17 protein-coding genes are annotated in these 17,118 nt (G+C 63.5%); 14 read left to right on the forward strand and 3 right to left on the reverse strand.

Annotated features, from left to right (window positions below):
* Positions 1-53: 53 nt before the first annotated feature.
* On the reverse strand, positions 54-2,048 hold the full coding sequence (locus tag P9239_RS16515) for a cation:proton antiporter (RefSeq protein ID WP_309752734.1): 1,995 nt from the start codon (positions 2,046-2,048) through the stop codon (positions 54-56).
* A gap of 162 nt (positions 2,049-2,210) precedes the next feature.
* Here P9239_RS16515 and kdsD point away from each other — a divergent pair, with 162 nt between their 5' ends.
* From kdsD to P9239_RS16570, 11 genes are all read left to right on the forward strand, one after another.
* Positions 2,211-3,194, forward strand: coding sequence for an arabinose 5-phosphate isomerase KdsD (gene kdsD, locus P9239_RS16520; protein WP_309752738.1), 984 nt, complete (start codon positions 2,211-2,213; stop codon positions 3,192-3,194).
* Positions 3,194-3,730: an HAD family hydrolase gene (locus P9239_RS16525; RefSeq protein WP_309752741.1), complete on the forward strand. Its 537-nt coding sequence runs from the start codon at positions 3,194-3,196 to the stop codon at positions 3,728-3,730. Before kdsD ends, P9239_RS16525 begins: the two co-directional genes overlap by 1 nt.
* A gap of 4 nt (positions 3,731-3,734) precedes the next feature.
* Positions 3,735-4,337, forward strand: coding sequence for an LPS export ABC transporter periplasmic protein LptC (lptC, locus tag P9239_RS16530; protein ID WP_309752744.1), 603 nt, complete (start codon positions 3,735-3,737; stop codon positions 4,335-4,337).
* 29 nt (positions 4,338-4,366) lie between these two features.
* Positions 4,367-5,071 (forward strand): lipopolysaccharide transport periplasmic protein LptA, encoded by a 705-nt coding sequence (lptA, locus tag P9239_RS16535; RefSeq protein ID WP_309752746.1) that lies wholly within the window; start codon positions 4,367-4,369, stop codon positions 5,069-5,071.
* Positions 5,068-5,850, forward strand: a complete 783-nt coding sequence (gene lptB, locus P9239_RS16540) for an LPS export ABC transporter ATP-binding protein (protein ID WP_309752748.1) — start codon at positions 5,068-5,070, stop codon at positions 5,848-5,850. The genes lptA and lptB overlap by 4 nt, the downstream gene beginning before the upstream one ends.
* Positions 5,851-6,021: 171 nt before the next feature.
* Entirely contained in the window at positions 6,022-7,536 is a 1,515-nt protein-coding gene (locus P9239_RS16545; protein ID WP_309752750.1) for an RNA polymerase factor sigma-54, read from the forward strand.
* Positions 7,537-7,718: 182 nt separating this feature from the next.
* Complete coding sequence (gene hpf / locus P9239_RS16550; protein ID WP_309752754.1) at positions 7,719-8,078, forward strand: ribosome hibernation-promoting factor, HPF/YfiA family; 360 nt, start codon at positions 7,719-7,721, stop codon at positions 8,076-8,078.
* Between the two features lie 394 nt (positions 8,079-8,472).
* Positions 8,473-8,928, forward strand: a complete 456-nt coding sequence (gene ptsN, locus P9239_RS16555) for a PTS IIA-like nitrogen regulatory protein PtsN (protein ID WP_404979997.1) — start codon at positions 8,473-8,475, stop codon at positions 8,926-8,928.
* Between the two features lie 183 nt (positions 8,929-9,111).
* Positions 9,112-10,080, forward strand: a complete 969-nt coding sequence (gene hprK / locus P9239_RS16560; RefSeq protein WP_008351692.1) for an HPr(Ser) kinase/phosphatase — start codon at positions 9,112-9,114, stop codon at positions 10,078-10,080.
* Between the two features lie 79 nt (positions 10,081-10,159).
* The gene (gene rapZ, locus P9239_RS16565) at positions 10,160-11,056 is read left to right on the forward strand and encodes an RNase adapter RapZ (protein WP_309752772.1); all 897 of its coding nucleotides are present in this window, start codon (positions 10,160-10,162) and stop codon (positions 11,054-11,056) included.
* A 34-nt stretch (positions 11,057-11,090) separates the two neighbouring features.
* Positions 11,091-11,732: an LON peptidase substrate-binding domain-containing protein gene (locus P9239_RS16570; protein ID WP_309752774.1), complete on the forward strand. Its 642-nt coding sequence runs from the start codon at positions 11,091-11,093 to the stop codon at positions 11,730-11,732.
* Here P9239_RS16570 and mutY read toward each other — a convergent pair.
* The gene (gene mutY / locus P9239_RS16575; RefSeq protein ID WP_309752776.1) at positions 11,729-12,790 is read right to left on the reverse strand and encodes an A/G-specific adenine glycosylase; all 1,062 of its coding nucleotides are present in this window, start codon (positions 12,788-12,790) and stop codon (positions 11,729-11,731) included. The genes P9239_RS16570 and mutY overlap by 4 nt on opposite strands.
* A gap of 5 nt (positions 12,791-12,795) precedes the next feature.
* Positions 12,796-13,626 carry a bifunctional DNA-formamidopyrimidine glycosylase/DNA-(apurinic or apyrimidinic site) lyase gene (gene mutM, locus P9239_RS16580; RefSeq protein WP_309752778.1) on the reverse strand — a complete coding sequence of 277 codons (831 nt, stop codon included), beginning with the start codon at positions 13,624-13,626 and terminating at the stop codon, positions 12,796-12,798.
* Between the two features lie 84 nt (positions 13,627-13,710).
* Here mutM and P9239_RS16585 point away from each other — a divergent pair, with 84 nt between their 5' ends.
* The 3 genes from P9239_RS16585 to ispE are packed head-to-tail and all read left to right on the forward strand — an operon-like array spanning position 13,711 to position 17,102.
* Positions 13,711-15,567: a tetratricopeptide repeat protein gene (locus tag P9239_RS16585; RefSeq protein ID WP_309752780.1), complete on the forward strand. Its 1,857-nt coding sequence runs from the start codon at positions 13,711-13,713 to the stop codon at positions 15,565-15,567.
* Positions 15,567-16,202, forward strand: a complete 636-nt coding sequence (gene lolB, locus P9239_RS16590; protein ID WP_309752782.1) for a lipoprotein insertase outer membrane protein LolB — start codon at positions 15,567-15,569, stop codon at positions 16,200-16,202. Before P9239_RS16585 ends, lolB begins: the two co-directional genes overlap by 1 nt.
* An 18-nt stretch (positions 16,203-16,220) precedes the next feature.
* On the forward strand, positions 16,221-17,102 hold the full coding sequence (gene ispE / locus P9239_RS16595; protein ID WP_309752784.1) for a 4-(cytidine 5'-diphospho)-2-C-methyl-D-erythritol kinase: 882 nt from the start codon (positions 16,221-16,223) through the stop codon (positions 17,100-17,102).
* The last annotated feature ends 16 nt before the right edge of the window (positions 17,103-17,118 follow it).

Consider the following 17,118-nt stretch of genomic DNA (forward strand, 5'->3'; position numbering starts at 1 on the left):
GACTTCTCCGGAAATCCGCGCTGTGAGGCCGCGCCCGCCTGATGAAGAGAACGTTAGGCTGCTCGGCGATTGCGCGAAAGCCGTTCCTCGGCCTGCGCAAGCACTTCGGGCAGGCCGCGCAACACGACGATGTCGTTCGCGCGGAGCCTGGTTTCGGGGTCCGGCTGGACGCCCCGGATGCCGTGACGGCGAATGGCGGTCACTTCGACACCGTTGCCGACGAGTCCGAGATCGTCGAGCGAATGCCCGACCGCTTCCGAATGTTCGTCGATCGGTACGGATTGTAGCCGCACCTGCTCGTGGCCATCGTCGTCGTCGAGATCGTCCGCGCCGTGGAAATAGCCGCGCAACAGGCTGTAACGCGCATCGCGCATTTCTTCGACGCGCCGCACGACGCGGCGCATCGGCACGCCCATCAGCACGAGCGTATGCGAGGCGAGCATCAGACTGCCTTCGACGATCTCCGGAATCACTTCCGTCGCGCCCGCGGCGGTCAACTTTTCGAGATCGGCGTCGTCGACCGTTCGCACGATCACGGGCAAAGTCGGCGCGAGTTCGTGGATGTTATGCAGCACGCGCATGGCGGACGGCGTGTTCGCGTATGTGATTGCGACCGTCGCCGCACGGTTCAGCCCCGCCGCGACGAGCGATTCGCGCCGCCCGGCATCGCCGAACACAACCGATTCGCCCGCCGCCGCGGCCGCCGCCACGCGATCCGGGTCAAGATCGAGCGCCACGTACGAAATGCCTTCCTGTTCCAGCATCCGCGCGAGGTTTTGCCCGGCGCGGCCGTATCCGCAAATAATGACGTGGCCGCTCTGCTTGAGACTTTGCGTCGCGATCTTCGTCATTTGCAGCGATTGCAGCATCCATTCCGTCGAAGAGAGCCGCAGCACGATTCGGTCCGCGTTCTGAATGATGAACGGCGCGGCGAGCATCGAGAGCAGCATCGCGGAAAGAAGCGCCTGGAGGATGGTGGCATCGACGAGATGCGAATCCAGAATCAGGTTCAAGAGCACGAAGCCGAATTCGCCCGCCTGCGCGAGGCCGAGCCCCGTGCGCATGGCGACGCCGGGCGGCGAGCCGAAGAGCCGCGCGAGCCCGGCGATCATCACGGCTTTCAGCAGAATCGGCACCACGAAGAACGCGAGCACCAGAAACGGGTGCTCCCAGATCACGCGCGGATTGAGCAGCATGCCCGTCGTCACGAAGAACACGCCGAGCAGCACATCGCGGAACGGCTTGATGTCCTCTTCCACCTGATGCCGGTACGGCGTTTCCGCGATCAGCATCCCCGCGATGAACGCGCCGAGCGCGAGCGACAGCCCGAATTTGTCTGTGATGAACGCGGCGCCTAGCGTCACGAGCAACAGGTTCAGCATGAAAAGCTCTTGCGAACGCCGCCGCGCGACGAGATCGAACCAGCGCGTCATGAACTTCTGGCCGAGGAACAGCAAAACCGTCAGCGCGACGACGATCTTCACCGCCGCGATGCCGAGCCACATCACGAGTTGCGACGAATTGCCGTTCGCGAACGCCGCGATGATGATGAGCAGCGGCACCACTGCGAGATCCTGAAACAGCAGCACGCCGAAGATGTTGCGTCCGTGCTCCGATTCCAGTTCGAGCCGCTCCGCGAGCAGCTTGCTGACGATGGCCGTGGACGACATGGAAAGCGCGCCGCCGAGCGCGAAGCTCGCCTGCCACGAGATGGCGGTCCAGAAGTGCGCGATCCAGCCGACGACGAGCGCGAACACGATGGTCGCGCCGACCTGGCTCGCCCCGAGCCCGAAGACGATGCGCCGCATCGAGCGCAGCTTCGCGAGCGAGAATTCGAGACCGATGGAAAACATCAGAAACACCACGCCGAATTCGGCGAGGTGCTGGGCGCGCTCGGTATCCGGTGCGATACCGGCCGCGTGCGGACCCACGATGATGCCGACCGCCAGATAACCGAGCATGGGCGGCAAGTTGAAAAAGCGAAATACAACGACGCCCGCCACCGAACACAGCAGCAACAACAGCGTCATTTCGAGCGGAGAAGTCATCCGTCCAGCGTCCTCGTTCGTCAGCGTGCCGGGACGTGTCCGGCGCGGCGTTTTCGGTGTCGTGGGAAGCCCCTGACGCCGGGGCTCGCGGGGGCGGAGAGGCGGCGGCGGGCCGCGCACCGTAAGGCGCGGCGAAGAAACGCCTTTGCTATACTTCCGCGAATGATAGCGAAAATCAATGGCGACCGGGCACTGACGCTGGCTCGCAGCGTAATCGAGACCGAAGCGGACGCGGTTCGCGGTCTCTCGGACCTTCTCGACGACAACTTCACCAACGCAGTCGAAGCACTGCTCGGCTGTCGCGGCCGCGTGGTCGTGTCGGGTATCGGCAAGTCGGGACACGTCGCGCGCAAGTTCGCCGCCACGCTCGCTTCCACCGGCACGCCCGCGTTTTTCGTGCATCCTGCCGAAGCGAGCCACGGCGATCTCGGCATGGTCACCGCCGACGACATCTTCATCGCGCTATCGAACTCCGGCGAGACCGAAGAACTCGTCGCCATTCTGCCGCTCATCAAGCGCCTCGGCGCGAAACTCATCGCCATTACGGGTCGTCCGGAGTCGAGCCTCGCGCAACTCGCGGACATGCACCTGAACGCACGCGTCGAGAAGGAAGCCTGCCCGATGAACCTCGCGCCGACCGCCAGCACGACAGCCGCGATGGCGCTCGGCGACGCGCTCGCCGTCGCAGTGCTCGACGCACGCGACTTCGGCCCCGACGACTTCGCACGCTCGCATCCCGGCGGCGCGCTCGGCCGGCGCTTGCTGACCTACGTGCGCGACGTGATGCGCGTGGGCGACGAAGTTCCCGTCGTGCCGCTCGATGCAACCATCTCCGACGCGCTCTTCCAGATCACCGACAAGCGCATGGGCATGACGGCGGTGATCAACGGCAATCGTCATGTGGAAGGCATCTTCACCGACGGCGACCTGCGCCGCATCCTTCAGCGCGACGGCGACTTTCGCTCGCTCAAGCTCGCGGACGTCATGACGCGCAATCCGCGCACCATCGGTCCGGATCATCTCGCGGTCGAAGCCGTGGAACTGATGGAGCGCCATCGCATCAATCAGATGCTGGTCGTCGACGCCGACGCGACGCTGATCGGCGCTCTGAACATGCACGACCTCTTCTCCAAGAAGGTAATCTGATGGCGCAGAACCCCTTCCCCGCCGAGCGCGCGAGCCGCATCAAGATGATGGTGTTCGACGTCGACGGCGTTTTCACCGACGGCAGCCTGTACTTCAGCGCCGAAGGCGACACGATGAAGTCCTTCAATTCGCTCGACGGTCACGGCGTGAAGCTGCTGGAACGCATCGGCGTGCAGACGGCGATCATTACCGGGCGGCAGTCGGGCATCGTCGCGGCGCGGGCGAAGGAACTGGGCATCACGCATCTGTATCAAGGCGTCGCGGACAAGACCGTCGCGCTCGCGCAATTGCTCGATTCAACCGGCATCGCGGCCGAGGAATGCGGCTACATGGGCGACGACTGGCCGGATCTCGCCGTCATGCGCCGCTGCGGTTTTGCAGCTGCGCCGGCGAACGCGCATGTCGAAGTGAAAGAGCGCGTGCATTGGGTCACGGAGGCGCGCGGCGGCCACGGCGCCGTGCGCGAAGTATGTGATGCGATTCTGCGCGCGCAGAATCGCTATGACGCGCTGCTCGCGGCGGCGCTCGGAGACTGACGCCATGCCGCGCACCCGACGCCTCGCCTCGCTGTTGCCGCTTCTGGCCATGGCGGCGCTCGCGGGCATCACGTACTGGCTGCTGCAAGCCACGCTGCCTTCCGCGACCGAAGCGCCCGCGCAGCCGAAGCGGCATACGCCGGATTACTTCGCGGACAATTTCTCCGTCTCCGAACTGGATACGACCGGCACGACGCAATACCGGCTGACGGCCAAATCCATGGTCCATTACGAGGACGACGAAAACAGCGACCTGACGCTGCCCGCCGTGCGCATGTTCCAGCCGCAGAAGCCGACCGTGACCGCCACGGCGCAGCGCGGCACGGTGAACGGCGACGTGTCGATCGTCGATCTGTACGACAACGCCCGCATCCTGCGCGCCGCCGGTTTCGGCGATCCGCAGATGCAGGCGGATTCGCAGCATTTTCGCGTGCTGGTGAACGACGATGTCATCGAAACGGAAAAGCCGGTTAAACTTCAGCGCGGTCCGTCGGTGATGACCGCCAACGGCATGAACTACAACAACGTCACCCGGGAAATGAAGCTCTTCGGTAACGTGCGCGGCGCGATCGCGGCCACGGATATCAATGGCGGCTCCTCCAAGTGAACCCGGGATTCCATCCTGATCTTGACTGCATGAACCACAGCTTCCCTCGTCCCGATGGCGGCCCCGCGCGCGCAACGTTCGCGCATCGCACCACCGCGCGCGTGAGGCGTGTGATGCGGGCCGCGCTGGCCGCCGCCGCCCTCGTCGCGCTGCCGCTCGCGTGCTTCGCGCCGGCCGCGCACGCCGAAAAGGCGGACCGCGACAAGCCGCTCAACATCGAAGCGGACAACATGTCTTACGACGACCTGAACCAGAAGAACGTCTTCACCGGTCACGTGGTCGCCACCAAGGGCACGATCGTCATCAAGGCGGATCGCGTGGATGTCACGCAAGATCCGCAGGGCTATCAGTACGCGACCGGTACGTCCGCCGGCAACAATCTTTCGTACTTCCGCCAGAAGCGCGACGGCGTGGACGAGTACATCGAAGGCAATGCCGTGCGTATCGACTATGACGGCAAGAACGACTTCACGAAACTCACGACGCGCGCCGTGGTGCGCCGCCTGCAAGGACTGACGACAGTGCAGGACGAAGTGCGCGGCAGCGTCATTACTTACGACGGGCAGAAGGACTTCTACACCGCGAGCGCCGGGAAGGACGTGGCGAGCCCGGGCAATCCGAGCGGTCGTGTCCGCGCCATGCTCGCGCCTCGTTCCGGCGGCGCCGCGCCGCTCAACGGCTCGCCTGCCGCGCTCGCGCCGTCGAACACCATTCAAGGAACGCCGCAGCAGTGAACGCGCCCGCCACGCCCCAAAGCAAGCCGAACGGCAAGTCGAGTTCGCTCGCCGTCCGCAACCTGAAGAAGCGGTACGGTTCGCGCACCGTCGTGAAGGACGTCTCGCTCGACGTGAAGAGCGGCGAAGTGGTCGGTCTGCTCGGCCCGAACGGCGCGGGCAAGACCACGTCGTTCTATATGATCGTCGGCCTCGTGCCGCTCGACGCCGGCGAGATCGACCTCGACGGCAATTCCATCAGCCTGCTGCCGATCCACCAGCGCGCGCACCTCGGGCTGTCGTATCTGCCGCAGGAAGCGTCCGTGTTCCGCAAGCTTACCGTCGAGCAGAACATTCGCGCCGTGCTTGAACTGCAAACGGACGATTCCGGCAAGCGGCTGTCGAAGGACGGCATCACGCAGCGCGCGGAGGCCTTGCTCGACGAGTTGCAGATTGCGCACTTGCGCGAGAATCCGGCGCTGTCGCTGTCGGGCGGCGAGCGGCGGCGCGTCGAGATTGCACGCGCGCTCGCGACCAACCCGAGCTTCATTCTGCTCGATGAACCGTTCGCCGGCGTCGATCCGATCGCCGTGCTGGAAATTCAGAAGATCGTGAAGTTTCTGAAGCAGCGCAACATCGGCGTGCTGATCACGGACCACAACGTGCGCGAGACGCTCGGCATCTGCGACCACGCATACATCATCAGCGACGGCAGCGTGCTGGCGGCCGGCGCGCCGAGCGAGATCATCGAGAATGAAAACGTGCGGCGGGTGTATCTCGGCGAGCATTTCCGCATGTAGGGCGGACGCATCCCGCGCGGCGCACGCGATGAATTGCCGCACCGCACTGCGCGAACACAGCAAAACTTACGTGCCGCCCTCGAGGCGGCACGCGCTTTTTGGCGCTTTTTTGGATTGGCCGCGAGGTTTCGCGCGCGTGGCAAACTCTCTACAATGAAATAAAACCTCGCCATGAAAGCCAGCCTACAACTCCGCCTCTCGCAGCATCTTGCGCTCACCCCGCAACTGCAGCAGTCCATCCGGCTGCTGCAGTTGTCGACGCTCGAATTGCAGCAGGAAGTGGCCATGGCCGTGGCGCAGAACCCGCTGCTCGAAAACGACGACGACTGGATCGCCAGCCCGCTGCGCGTGGCGGCGGATGGTTCGCTGATCGCCTCGCCCGGCGCGAGCAATGCGGCGCCGGAACCGATGATGAGCAACGGCTCCGGATCGAGTTCGTCGAGTTCCGAACGGTCGGAAAGCGAGCCGCAGGGCGTCGACGAGTACAACGGCCTCGCATCCGACGGCGGCGCGGATTCGAGCAACTGGAATCTGGAAGACTACGGCCGTTCGAACAACGCCTCCGACGACGACGACCTGCCGCCGCTGCAAATCCACGAATCCACCACCACGCTGCGCGACCATCTCACCGCGCAACTGCGCATGACGAAGGCGAATCAGCGCGACCGTGCGCTGATCACGTTTCTGATCGAATCGCTGGATGAGGACGGGTACCTCACGTCGTCGCTTGAAGAGATCCAGGCCGATTTGCCGGAGGAACTTGAAGTCGATGTCGATGAACTGAGCGCGGCACTCGCCTTGCTCCAGAGCTTCGACCCGCCGGGTGTCGGCGGCCGGTCGGCATCGGAGTGTCTGAAGCTGCAGTTGCTCAGGCTCGATGCATCGCCGACGCGCACGCTCGCCCTGGAAATCGTCACGAACCATCTGGAACTGCTCGCCGCGCGAGACTTCACACGCTTGCGCAAGCAATTGAAGGCAAGCGACGACGCGCTGCGGGACGCGCACTTGCTGATCCGCTCGCTGGAGCCGTTTCCCGGCGCGGCCTACGGCAAGAGCGAAGCGGACTACGTGGTGCCGGACATTCTGGTGCGTAAATCCGCCAGCGGCTGGACGGCTGAACTGAACCCGGAGATCGTGCCGCGGCTGCGGATCAACCATCTGTACGCGAACATTTTGCGCAACAACCGTGGCGATCCGGGCAGTGGTTTATTGCGTCAACAGCTTCAGGAAGCACGCTGGCTGATCAAGAATATCCAGCAGCGTTTCGAGACGATTCTTCGCGTCGCGCAGGCGATTGTCGAGCGTCAGAAGAACTTTTTTGCGCATGGTGAAATCGCCATGCGGCCCTTGGTTTTGCGGGAGATTGCTGATACGCTGGGTTTACACGAATCGACGGTCTCCCGTGTGACGACCGGGAAGTACATGCTCACCCCATTCGGGACGCTTGAATTTAAGTACTTCTTCGGATCGCACGTTTCCACCGACACGGGCGGCGCCGCATCGTCCACGGCGATCCGGGCCCTCATCAAGCAACTGATAGGAGCGGAAGACCCCAAAACTCCTCTTTCAGACAGCCGCATCGCCGAACTGCTGGCGGAACAAGGCTTCGTGGTCGCGCGGCGCACCGTCGCCAAATACCGCGAGGCGCTGAAAATCCCCGCAGTCAATCTGCGCAAGTCTCTTTGACCCGTCTCTGTGGTTCACCGCATACCGCGGTGGACATTTACCGGCCGCATCGCGAAAGCGCGGACGAGCCGGCCAAGCGGCCCGTTCCTTGCGCGTACAAACATCGTGCACGGCGGGACGCGTAGCCGACCGGTATCGGACGAGCCGCCGTGATTCAACGGCCCTTAGCTTGGAGAGCAACTATGAATCTGAAGATCAGTGGACACCACCTCGAATTGACGCCTGCGTTGCGCGAGTTTGTGATCACGAAACTGGACAGAGTGCTCCGTCATTTTGATCAGGTGATGGACGGCAACGTTGTCCTCTCGGTCGACACTCATAGGGACAAGGACAAGCGGAACAAGGCGGAAATCAATCTGCACCTCAAAGGTAAGGACATTTTTATCGAGAGTTGTGACGCTGATATGTACGCGGCCATCGACCTGATGGTGGACAAGCTCGACCGGCAAGTGATCCGTCACAAGGACAAGATCCAGGGTCACGCCCACGAAGCCGCGAAGTACCGCGAGGAAGCGCGCGGACTGGAAGCGCCCTCGCCCTGAACGGCAGGAACGCGAACGGCGCCGCCCGCCGCCCGTCGGCGGGCGCGATTCGAGGCTTTCCTCGAATCGGCGAACGCAACGAAGCGCCAGAGAAACGTCCGCTTCGGACAAACGCCGCCCTTTGGCGGCGTTTTTGTTGCATAGTGCATGACGGGGTGGCACAAAGCATTGATTTTTCGAACTTTGTACTGCACATTCGATAGCGGAAAGCGCAATGGCGCGCCGCACCATCGCGCTTTCCGCTGTTCTATAATGAGCCGGTTAATATCGGGGTCGCAGTAGAGGAACGCTGCAACGAACGCCGTGAGCGCATCTTTCGTATCGCCATCGCCGTGCGCGCTTTCAGACAGCAGCCACGATGAGGAGCTATCAGGCCACGCATCAGCCTGCCAACATGAATCGTTTAGCCAAATTTCTTCCCATCGAGAACGTCGTTCTCGGACTGTCCGTCACCAGCAAGAAGCGTGTATTCGAGCAAGCGGGCCTGATTTTCGAGAACCAGAACGGCATCGCCCGCAGCATCGTCACCGACAACCTCTTCGCTCGCGAGCGCCTGGGTTCGACCGGGCTCGGCGAAGGCGTCGCCATTCCGCACGGCCGCATCAAGGGGCTGAAGCAACCGCTCGCCGCCTTCGTGCGCCTGGCCGAGCCGGTCGCGTTCGAATCGCCGGACGGTCAGCCGGTGTCGCTGCTCATCTTCCTGCTCGTGCCCGAACAGGCCACGCAGCAGCATCTCGAAATCCTGTCGGAGATCGCGCAACTGCTCTCCGACGGCGAAGCGCGGGAGCGTCTGCATAAGGAAGAGGACCGCGAGGCGCTGTATCAGGTGCTCACGCAATGGCAACCGTGAGCGCCGCATAGACGCAGGCCACCGTTTTGACAAAGGCGCCGCGCCGCTCGCGCGCTTTTGGCGCGCCTCGCGTGCGCGGTGCTTCTGCGGCACAATCGGTCACACGCAGCGCCATGCGGCGAATCGAAGCAACGGCTTCGTCACGCGAAGGCTGCTCCCGGCTTCCAACGGAGTTCCGGCCTCATGGATACGTCCAGCATCAACGCCCAAAGTATTTTCGACGACAACGCCGCCGCCCTGAAGCTCAGTTGGCTCACGGGGCACGAAGGCTGGGAGCGCGGCTTTTCGAGCGAAACGGTTGCGAACGCAACGTCGAGCGCCGACCTCGTCGGCCACCTGAACCTGATCCACCCGAACCGCATTCAGGTGCTGGGCGACGCCGAGATCAACTACTACCAGCGTCAATCCGACGAAGACCGCTCGCGCCATATGGCCGAGCTGATCGCGCTGGAGCCGCCGTTCCTGGTGGTCGCGGGCGAAGTGGGCGCGCCGCCGGAACTCGTGCTTCGCTGCACGCGCTCGTCGACGCCGCTCTTCACCACGCGCATGTCGGCAGCGGCCGTCATCGACAGTCTGCGCGCGTACATGTCGCGCATTCTCGCGCCGCGCGCCACGCTGCACGGCGTGTTCATCGACATTCTGGGCATGGGCGTGCTGCTAACCGGCGATTCCGGCCTCGGCAAAAGCGAACTGGGCCTGGAACTTATCAGCCGCGGCCACGGACTCGTTGCCGACGACGCTGTCGACTTCGTGCGTCTCGGTCCCGATTTCGTCGAAGGGCGCTGCCCGCCGCTTTTGCAGAATCTGCTCGAAGTGCGCGGCCTCGGCCTGCTCGATATCAAGACCATCTTCGGCGAGACCGCCGTGCGCCGGAAGATGAAGCTCAAGCTGATCGTGCAGCTCGTGCGCCGTCCGGACGGCGAGTTCCAGCGCCTGCCGCTGGAAAGCCAGACCGTCGATGTTCTCGGTCTGCCCATCAGCAAAGTGACGATTCAGGTCGCGGCAGGCCGCAACCTTGCTGTGCTGGTGGAAGCGGCGGTGCGCAACACCATCCTGCAATTGCGCGGCATCGACACCTTGCGCGATTTCATGGACCGCCAGCGGCTTGCCATGCAGGACCCGGACAGCCAGTTTCCCGGCAAACTCATCTGAAGCCTGCGCATTCTCACGAAATCGGCACGAAGTCCGGACGATATGCAGGTGCTAAGATGAAGCGAACGAGCACACTTCCATGCGTATCATCCTGATCACCGGCATATCCGGCTCTGGCAAGTCCGTCGCGCTCAATGCCCTCGAAGACGGCGGCTACTACTGCGTCGACAACCTGCCTCCGCGCTTTTTGCCCGATCTCGCCGCGTATCTCGCGAGCGAGGGCCAGCAGCGCCTCGCCGTCGCAATCGACGCCCGTTCGAGCCTTTCGCTCGACGAAGTCCCGTCGATTATCGACAACCTCACGAGCGCCTACGATCTGCGCGTGCTGTTCCTCAACGCGAGCACGCAGGCGCTCATTCAACGCTTCTCCGAGACGCGCCGCCGTCATCCGCTCTCCGGTCCGCCGGGGCACGATGCAAGCGTGGGCGTGCTGAACTCGCTTGGCGAAGCAATTGAGCGCGAGCGCGAACTCGTGGCGGGACTTGCGGAATACGGGCATCAGATCGACACGAGCAACCTGCGCGCGAACGTTCTGCGCGCGTGGGTCCGGCGCTTTGTCGAAACCGAAGCCGCCGGTCTCACGCTGATGTTCGAGTCGTTCGGATTCAAGCGCGGCGTGCCGCTCGACGCCGATCTCGTCTTCGACGTGCGCACGCTGCCGAATCCGTACTACGACCGTGAGTTGCGCCCGTTCACCGGCTGCGATCAGCCGATCATCGACTATCTTTCGGCCCAGCCGATGGTCGGCGAGATGATCGACGATATCGGCAGCTTCGTTGGCAAATGGCTGCCGCGTTTTCGCGACGACAATCGCAGCTATCTGACCGTTGGCATCGGCTGCACGGGCGGGCAGCATCGCTCGGTGTATATCGCGGAGGCGCTCGCCGCGCGTTTTCGCGACGACGCAACCGTGATCGTGCGGCACCGTGACGCGCCCATCCCCGTGGATGAAAGCGCGAGCATCACGCGAACCTGATCGCCGCGCAGGCGGTCCCCTCTGGAGCGGTGCGATGTCCCCGAATCCCGCGAATCCCGTTCTCTTCGACGTGCCGCTGTTTCCGCTGCACACCGTGCTTTTCCCTGGCGGGCTCCTGCCGCTCAAAATTTTCGAGGCACGCTATCTCGACATGGCGCGCGGCTGCCTGCGGGAGAAGACGCCCTTCGGCGTCTGTCTGCTGAAAAGCGGTCACGAGATCGCGTCGCCCGGCGATCCGTCGGTGCCCGAGAACGTGGGTTGCCTCGCGGAAATCATCGAATGCGATGTCGACACCTTCGGGCTTCTGCTCGTGCAGGCGCGCGGCACGGAGCGCTTCCGGCTGCTGTCGCATCGCGTGGAGGCGAGCAATCTGCTCGTCGGCACCGCCGAGCTTTATGGCGATGACCGGCCGCTGCAAGGCGCCGAGACGCTCGCCAAGTTCGGCGCGTGCGCGGAAGTGCTGGAGCGCATCATCGAGGCGATTAAGACGCGCGAGCCGGAGAACCTGCCTTTCATCGAGCCGTTTCTGCTGGACGATCCCACGTGGGTGTCGAACCGGCTCGCCGAGATCCTGCCGATTCCCATGCGCTCGCGCCAGAAGCTCATGGAACTGCTGGATGCCGGCGCGCGCATCGACGTCGTGCATCACTACATGCAGCAACATCAGTTGCTTTAGAGCAGCGTGCCGGTCAGTGCGTCGAGCAGCTTGCGCACCGGCGCGGGCACACCGAACGAATCGATGCGCGACAGCGGCGCCCATACGGTGCGCGCGTCCTTTGCCTTCAGCGCCGCGCCATGCATCTCGCCGAGGCGCGGCTCGATGTCCAGCTTGAAGTGCGTGAACGTGTGCGAGAAAGACGCCAGGCGCTGCAAGTCGGCCTCGCAGCCATTGTCCTGCGCGACTGCGGCGAGCGCCGCCTCATCCGATGCTTCGGGCAGACTCCACAGACCGCCCCAGATGCCCGTCGGCGGGCGCTTCTCCAGCAGAATCGAATCGCCGTCCTTCAGCACCAGCATCCACGTTTTGCGCGTCGGCACGGTCTTTTTCGGGCGCGCCGCCGGCAGTTCGCGCTGCCGTCCTTCCACGTTCGCGACGCAATCCGATGCGAACGGACACCGCACGCAGTCCGGCTTGCCGCGCACGCAGAGCGTCGCGCCGAGGTCCATGAGGCCTTGCGTGTAGGCGGTGACTTCGTTCTTGCCGGCGGCGTCGGGCAAGAGCGATTCAGCGAGCGTCCACATCGCGTTTTCGACACGCTTCTCTCCCGGAAAGCCCTCCACGCCGAACACGCGCGCGAGCACGCGCTTGACGTTGCCGTCGAGAATCGTCGCGCGGGCGCCGAATGCGAACGACGCAATGGCCGCCGCCGTCGAGCGCCCGATGCCCGGCAACTCCGCGAGTTCATCGACGGTGCGGGGAAACTCGCCGTCATGCTCGTGCGCCACGACTTGCGCGCAGCGATGCAGATTGCGTGCGCGCGAGTAATAGCCGAGACCGGCCCACAGCGCCATGACGTCGTCGATGGGCGCATCCGCGAGCGCGGTCACGGTCGGAAAGCGTTCGAGAAAGCGCGCGTAGTACGGAATGACGGTCGTGACCTGCGTCTGCTGCAGCATGATCTCCGACAGCCAGATGCGATAGGCGTCGCGCGTGTTCTGCCACGGCAGATCGTGACGGCCGTGAATGCGTTGCCACGCGATCAGGCGCGCGGAAAAGTCGGTGAGTGCGAGCATCGGAATTAGCGTTGGCAGCGCGGACAAAAGTACGTCGAACGCTGTCCCTGAACGATTTGGCGGATTGCCGTGCCGCAGACGTGGCATGGCAGACCGGCGCGATCATAGACGAAGTAGTCGAGCTGGAAGTAGCCGGATTCGCCATTGCTGCCGACGAAGTCGCGCAGTGTACTGCCGCCTTTGTCGATGGCCGCGGCGAGCGTCACGCGCACAGCGTCCGCAAGCAGGTCATAGCGCACGAGCGAGATGCGGCCAGCCGCGGTCGTCGGCCGGATGCCCGCGCGAAAGAGGCTCTCCGACGCATAGATATTGCCCACGCCCACGACGATACCGCCCGCAAGCAGCGCCTGCTTCACCGACACTTTGCGCCCGCGGGTCTCGCGAAACAGAAGCGCGCCCGAGAACTCCGGCGAGAACGGCTCGACGCCGAGACTCGCGAGCAGCGGATGCGCGAGCACATCGCCGTCTTCGCGCGGATGCCAGAGAATCGCGCCGAAGCGGCGCGGATCGCGAAACCGCAGGATGAACTCGTCGAAGATCAGATCGACGTGATCGTGCTTCGCGGCGTCCGGCGGCCGCGGCACGTTGCGCAGCACGCGCAGCGTGCCGGTCATCCCGAGATGAACGATCAGCCAGCCGTCGGCGGTTTCGAATAACAGATACTTGCCGCGCCGCTCGACCTTCTCGATTTTCAAATGCCCGAGCGTCTTCGCGAGATGCTTCGGAATGGGCCAGCGCAGCGCCGGCGTGCGCACGTCGACATGCTCGACGCGCCGTCCTGCGACATAGGGTTCGATTCCCCGACGGGTGACTTCGACTTCCGGAAGTTCGGGCATTTTCTGGAGAGAGACTTGCTTCGGCGATTGTGCCGGTATTTTAGCCACCGCGTTACAATCGACCGAAACATCGTCTGGATTTCCATGAACTCGTTCGTCATGAAGCTGTTTGCGAAGCGTCAGGCCGGCTCGACGCAATCGTTCGCGATGCCAATCTCACGTGCCGCCGGGGCGGTGGCGCTGGCTTTCGCTGCACTCGCGTTCGCGCCTGCCCATGCGCAGTCGCCCAATTCGACACCCGTTCCGAGCGACGACGAGTCCGCTGCCCAGACCGCCGCCGACGCGCTGACCGCGCCGGTCAGCGGCGCGGAGCAACAAGACCTGCCCGATGTGCCGATCTCCAGCCAGATCGTGTTCCAGGTGCTGGCCGCCGAAGTCGCGTTGCAGCGTGGTCAGCCCGCGCCCGCTTATCAGACGTACCTCTCGCTCGCCCGCGACACGCACGATCCGCGCTTCGCCCAGCGCGCGACCGAAATCGCCATCGCGGCACAAAGCCCGAACGACGCGCTCACGTCGGCGCAACTCTGGCAGCAGTTCGCGCCGCATTCGGATCGCGCGGCACAGCTGAGCGCCTCGCTCTTGATCGTGTCGGGCAAGCCCGACGACGCGAAGCCCACGCTCGAACGCGAACTCGCCAAAGTGCCGCCCGAGCAGCGCGGCGAAGCGCTTCTCTCGTTGCAATCGCTGCTCGCGCGCGGCCCGAATCGCGTCGGCGGCCTCAACGTGCTCAAGGACCTCACCGCGAACGATCAGAGTCGACCGGAAGCGCAACTCGCGCTGGCGCGGCAGCAATTGCTCGCGGACGATCAGCCGGGAGCGAAGGCATCGCTCGAAAAAGCGCTGCAATTGCGGCCCGACTATCTGCCGGCTGCGTTGACGCTCGCGCGCATGGGGCCGCAGGAGCGCGCGGAAGGCATCGCTTCGTTCGAGAAGTATCTGGAGAAGAACCCGAAGTCGCATGATGCGCGGCTCGCGCTCGCGCAACTGTATCTGTCGTCCGACCGGCTCGACGACGCGCAGAAGCAGTTCGAAATCATGCGCAAGAACGACTCCAAGGACCTGACGCCGTTGATGGCGCTCGCGCTCATCGACATTCAGAAGAAGCAGTTCGACAAAGCCAAGGACTATCTGAACCAGTACGCGAAAGCGGCGGAAAACACGCCGGGCGCGGACCCCGGTCAGGCGTACATCTATCTCGCGCAACTCGCGCTGGAGCAGAAAGACGAGGCCGCCGCCGCGCAGTGGCTCGACAAGATTCCGCGCACGAGCCAGCAGTATTTGCCGGCGCAGATCACGCGTGCGCAACTGCTCGCGAAGCAAGGCAAGGTGGACGACGCGCGCGCGCTCATCAACAGTCTGCAAAGCTCCGATCCGCGCGATCTCGCGCTTCTCGCGCGTACCGATTCGGCGATTCTCTTCGAAGCGCATCGTTATCAGGAAGCCGAGGACAATCTGGCGAAGGCCGTTGGCGCGTTCCCCGACGACCCCGATCTCGTTTATGACTACGCGATGGCCGCTGAAAAGAACGGCCACTACGACGTGATGGAAACGCAACTGCGCACGCTCATGCGCACGCAGCCGAACAACCCGCAGGCATATAACGCGCTCGGCTATTCGCTCGTCGATCGCAACATACGGCTGGACGAAGCGGTGAATTTGATCGAGAAGGCGGTGTCGCTCGCGCCGAACGACGCGTTCATCATGGACAGCCTCGGCTGGGCGCGCTTCCGTCAAGGCAACGCGGCCGAAGCGGAGAAAATCCTCAAGAATGCTTATGACCTTCAGCCGAATGCCGAAATCGGCGCGCATCTCGGTGAAGTGCAGTGGAAGTCCGGTCAGCAGGATCAGGCGCGCGCCACGTGGCGGCAGGCTCAAAAGCTAGAGCCGGGCAACGACACGCTCGTCAAAACGCTAAAACGACTCCAGGTAAACGACCTTTGATGGCACTCGATTTTTTCGCCGGCGCAAAGCGTTCCGGGGCTCGGCGCTGGGCGCTCGGATTCGCGGCGGCTGCCGCGCTCGTTCTCTCCGGCTGTGCGCTCCAGCCGCGCCTGCCGACCACGTCGGAAGGTTCGACATCGCTTGCGACGCAGACGAGCCGCATGTACCACGGGCGCTTCGCCGTGCAATACAACGACCAGAACGGCGTCCAGCGCAACGCCTACGGCAACTTCGACTGGCAGGAAACCGGCGATACGGTCACGCTGCAATTGCGTAATCCGCTCGGCCAGACCATGGCGATCGTCACGTCGTCGCCTTCTCTCGCTACGCTCGAATTGCCGAACCGGCAGCCGCTCAACGCGGACAACGTGTCGAATCTGATGCAGAACGCGCTCGGCTTCGCGCTTCCAGTCGAAGGCTTGCGTTACTGGCTGCAACCGTCGGCTGCGCCGACCTCGCGTGCGCAGACTACGCTCGACTCCGAGTCGAACAACGGCCGTCCCAAGGAAATCAAGCAGGACGGCTGGACGATCGACTATCTGGCCTATGCCGAGCCGCCTGCGACCGGCGTCAAGCGCGTGAATCTCACGCGCACCGAGCCGCCGCTCGACATCAAGCTCGTCATCGACCAGTAACGCTTTCTCGTCTTTCGCATGTCTTCCTCCATTGATTCAATGCGCGATTGCCTCGCGCCCGCGAAGCTGAACCTGTTCCTTCACATCACGGGCCGTCGTCCGGATGGCTACCACGCGTTGCAAACCGTCTTCCAGTTGCTCGACTGGGGCGACGTGCTGCACTTCACGCGCCGCGACGACGGCATGGTCACGCGTAAGACGGATGTGCCCGGCGTGCCCGAGGACGACGATCTCGTCGTGCGGGCCGCGCGATTGCTCCAGAAGCACACGGGCAGCCGCTATGGCGTCGAGATCGAGATCGACAAGCGTCTGCCGATGGGCGCAGGTCTCGGCGGAGGCAGTTCTGACGCAGCGACGACTCTTTTGGCGTTGAATCGCCTATGGGGAGTTGACCTTTCGCGTGAAACTCTGCAGAATCTCGCCCTGCAACTCGGCGCGGACGTGCCGTTTTTTGTCTTCGGGCAAAATGCATTTGCAGAGGGTGTGGGTGAGGCGCTGCAGGCGGTGAAACTGCCGAAACGTTTCTTCCTAGTGGTAACGCCCGATGTACACGTTCCGACCGCGGCGATTTTCTCCGAAAAAAGCTTGACACGGAATACGAAAGCCGCCACAATTATGGACTTTCTTGCACAGCAAAGGTCAGACACTAACTGGCCAGACAGCTTCGGTCGGAACGACATGCAGGCTGTGGTTGCAGGAAAGTACGCGGAAGTTGCGAAGGTGCTCGAGTGGTTCTCCAATCTCGCACCGGCGCGAATGACCGGATCTGGAGCAAGCGTGTTTGCTGCTTTCCCCAGCCAAACCGAAGCGGAGTTGGCGCAAGCTAAACTGCCGGCAAGCTGGAGAAGTGTGGTCACAAGCAGTCTGGATTCTCATCCTCTCTTCGCTTTCGCGTCATAGATTTAGTTTTGCCGGG

The sequence above is a fragment of the Caballeronia sp. LZ062 genome, from assembly GCF_031450785.1.
GTDB lineage: Bacteria > Pseudomonadota > Gammaproteobacteria > Burkholderiales > Burkholderiaceae > Caballeronia.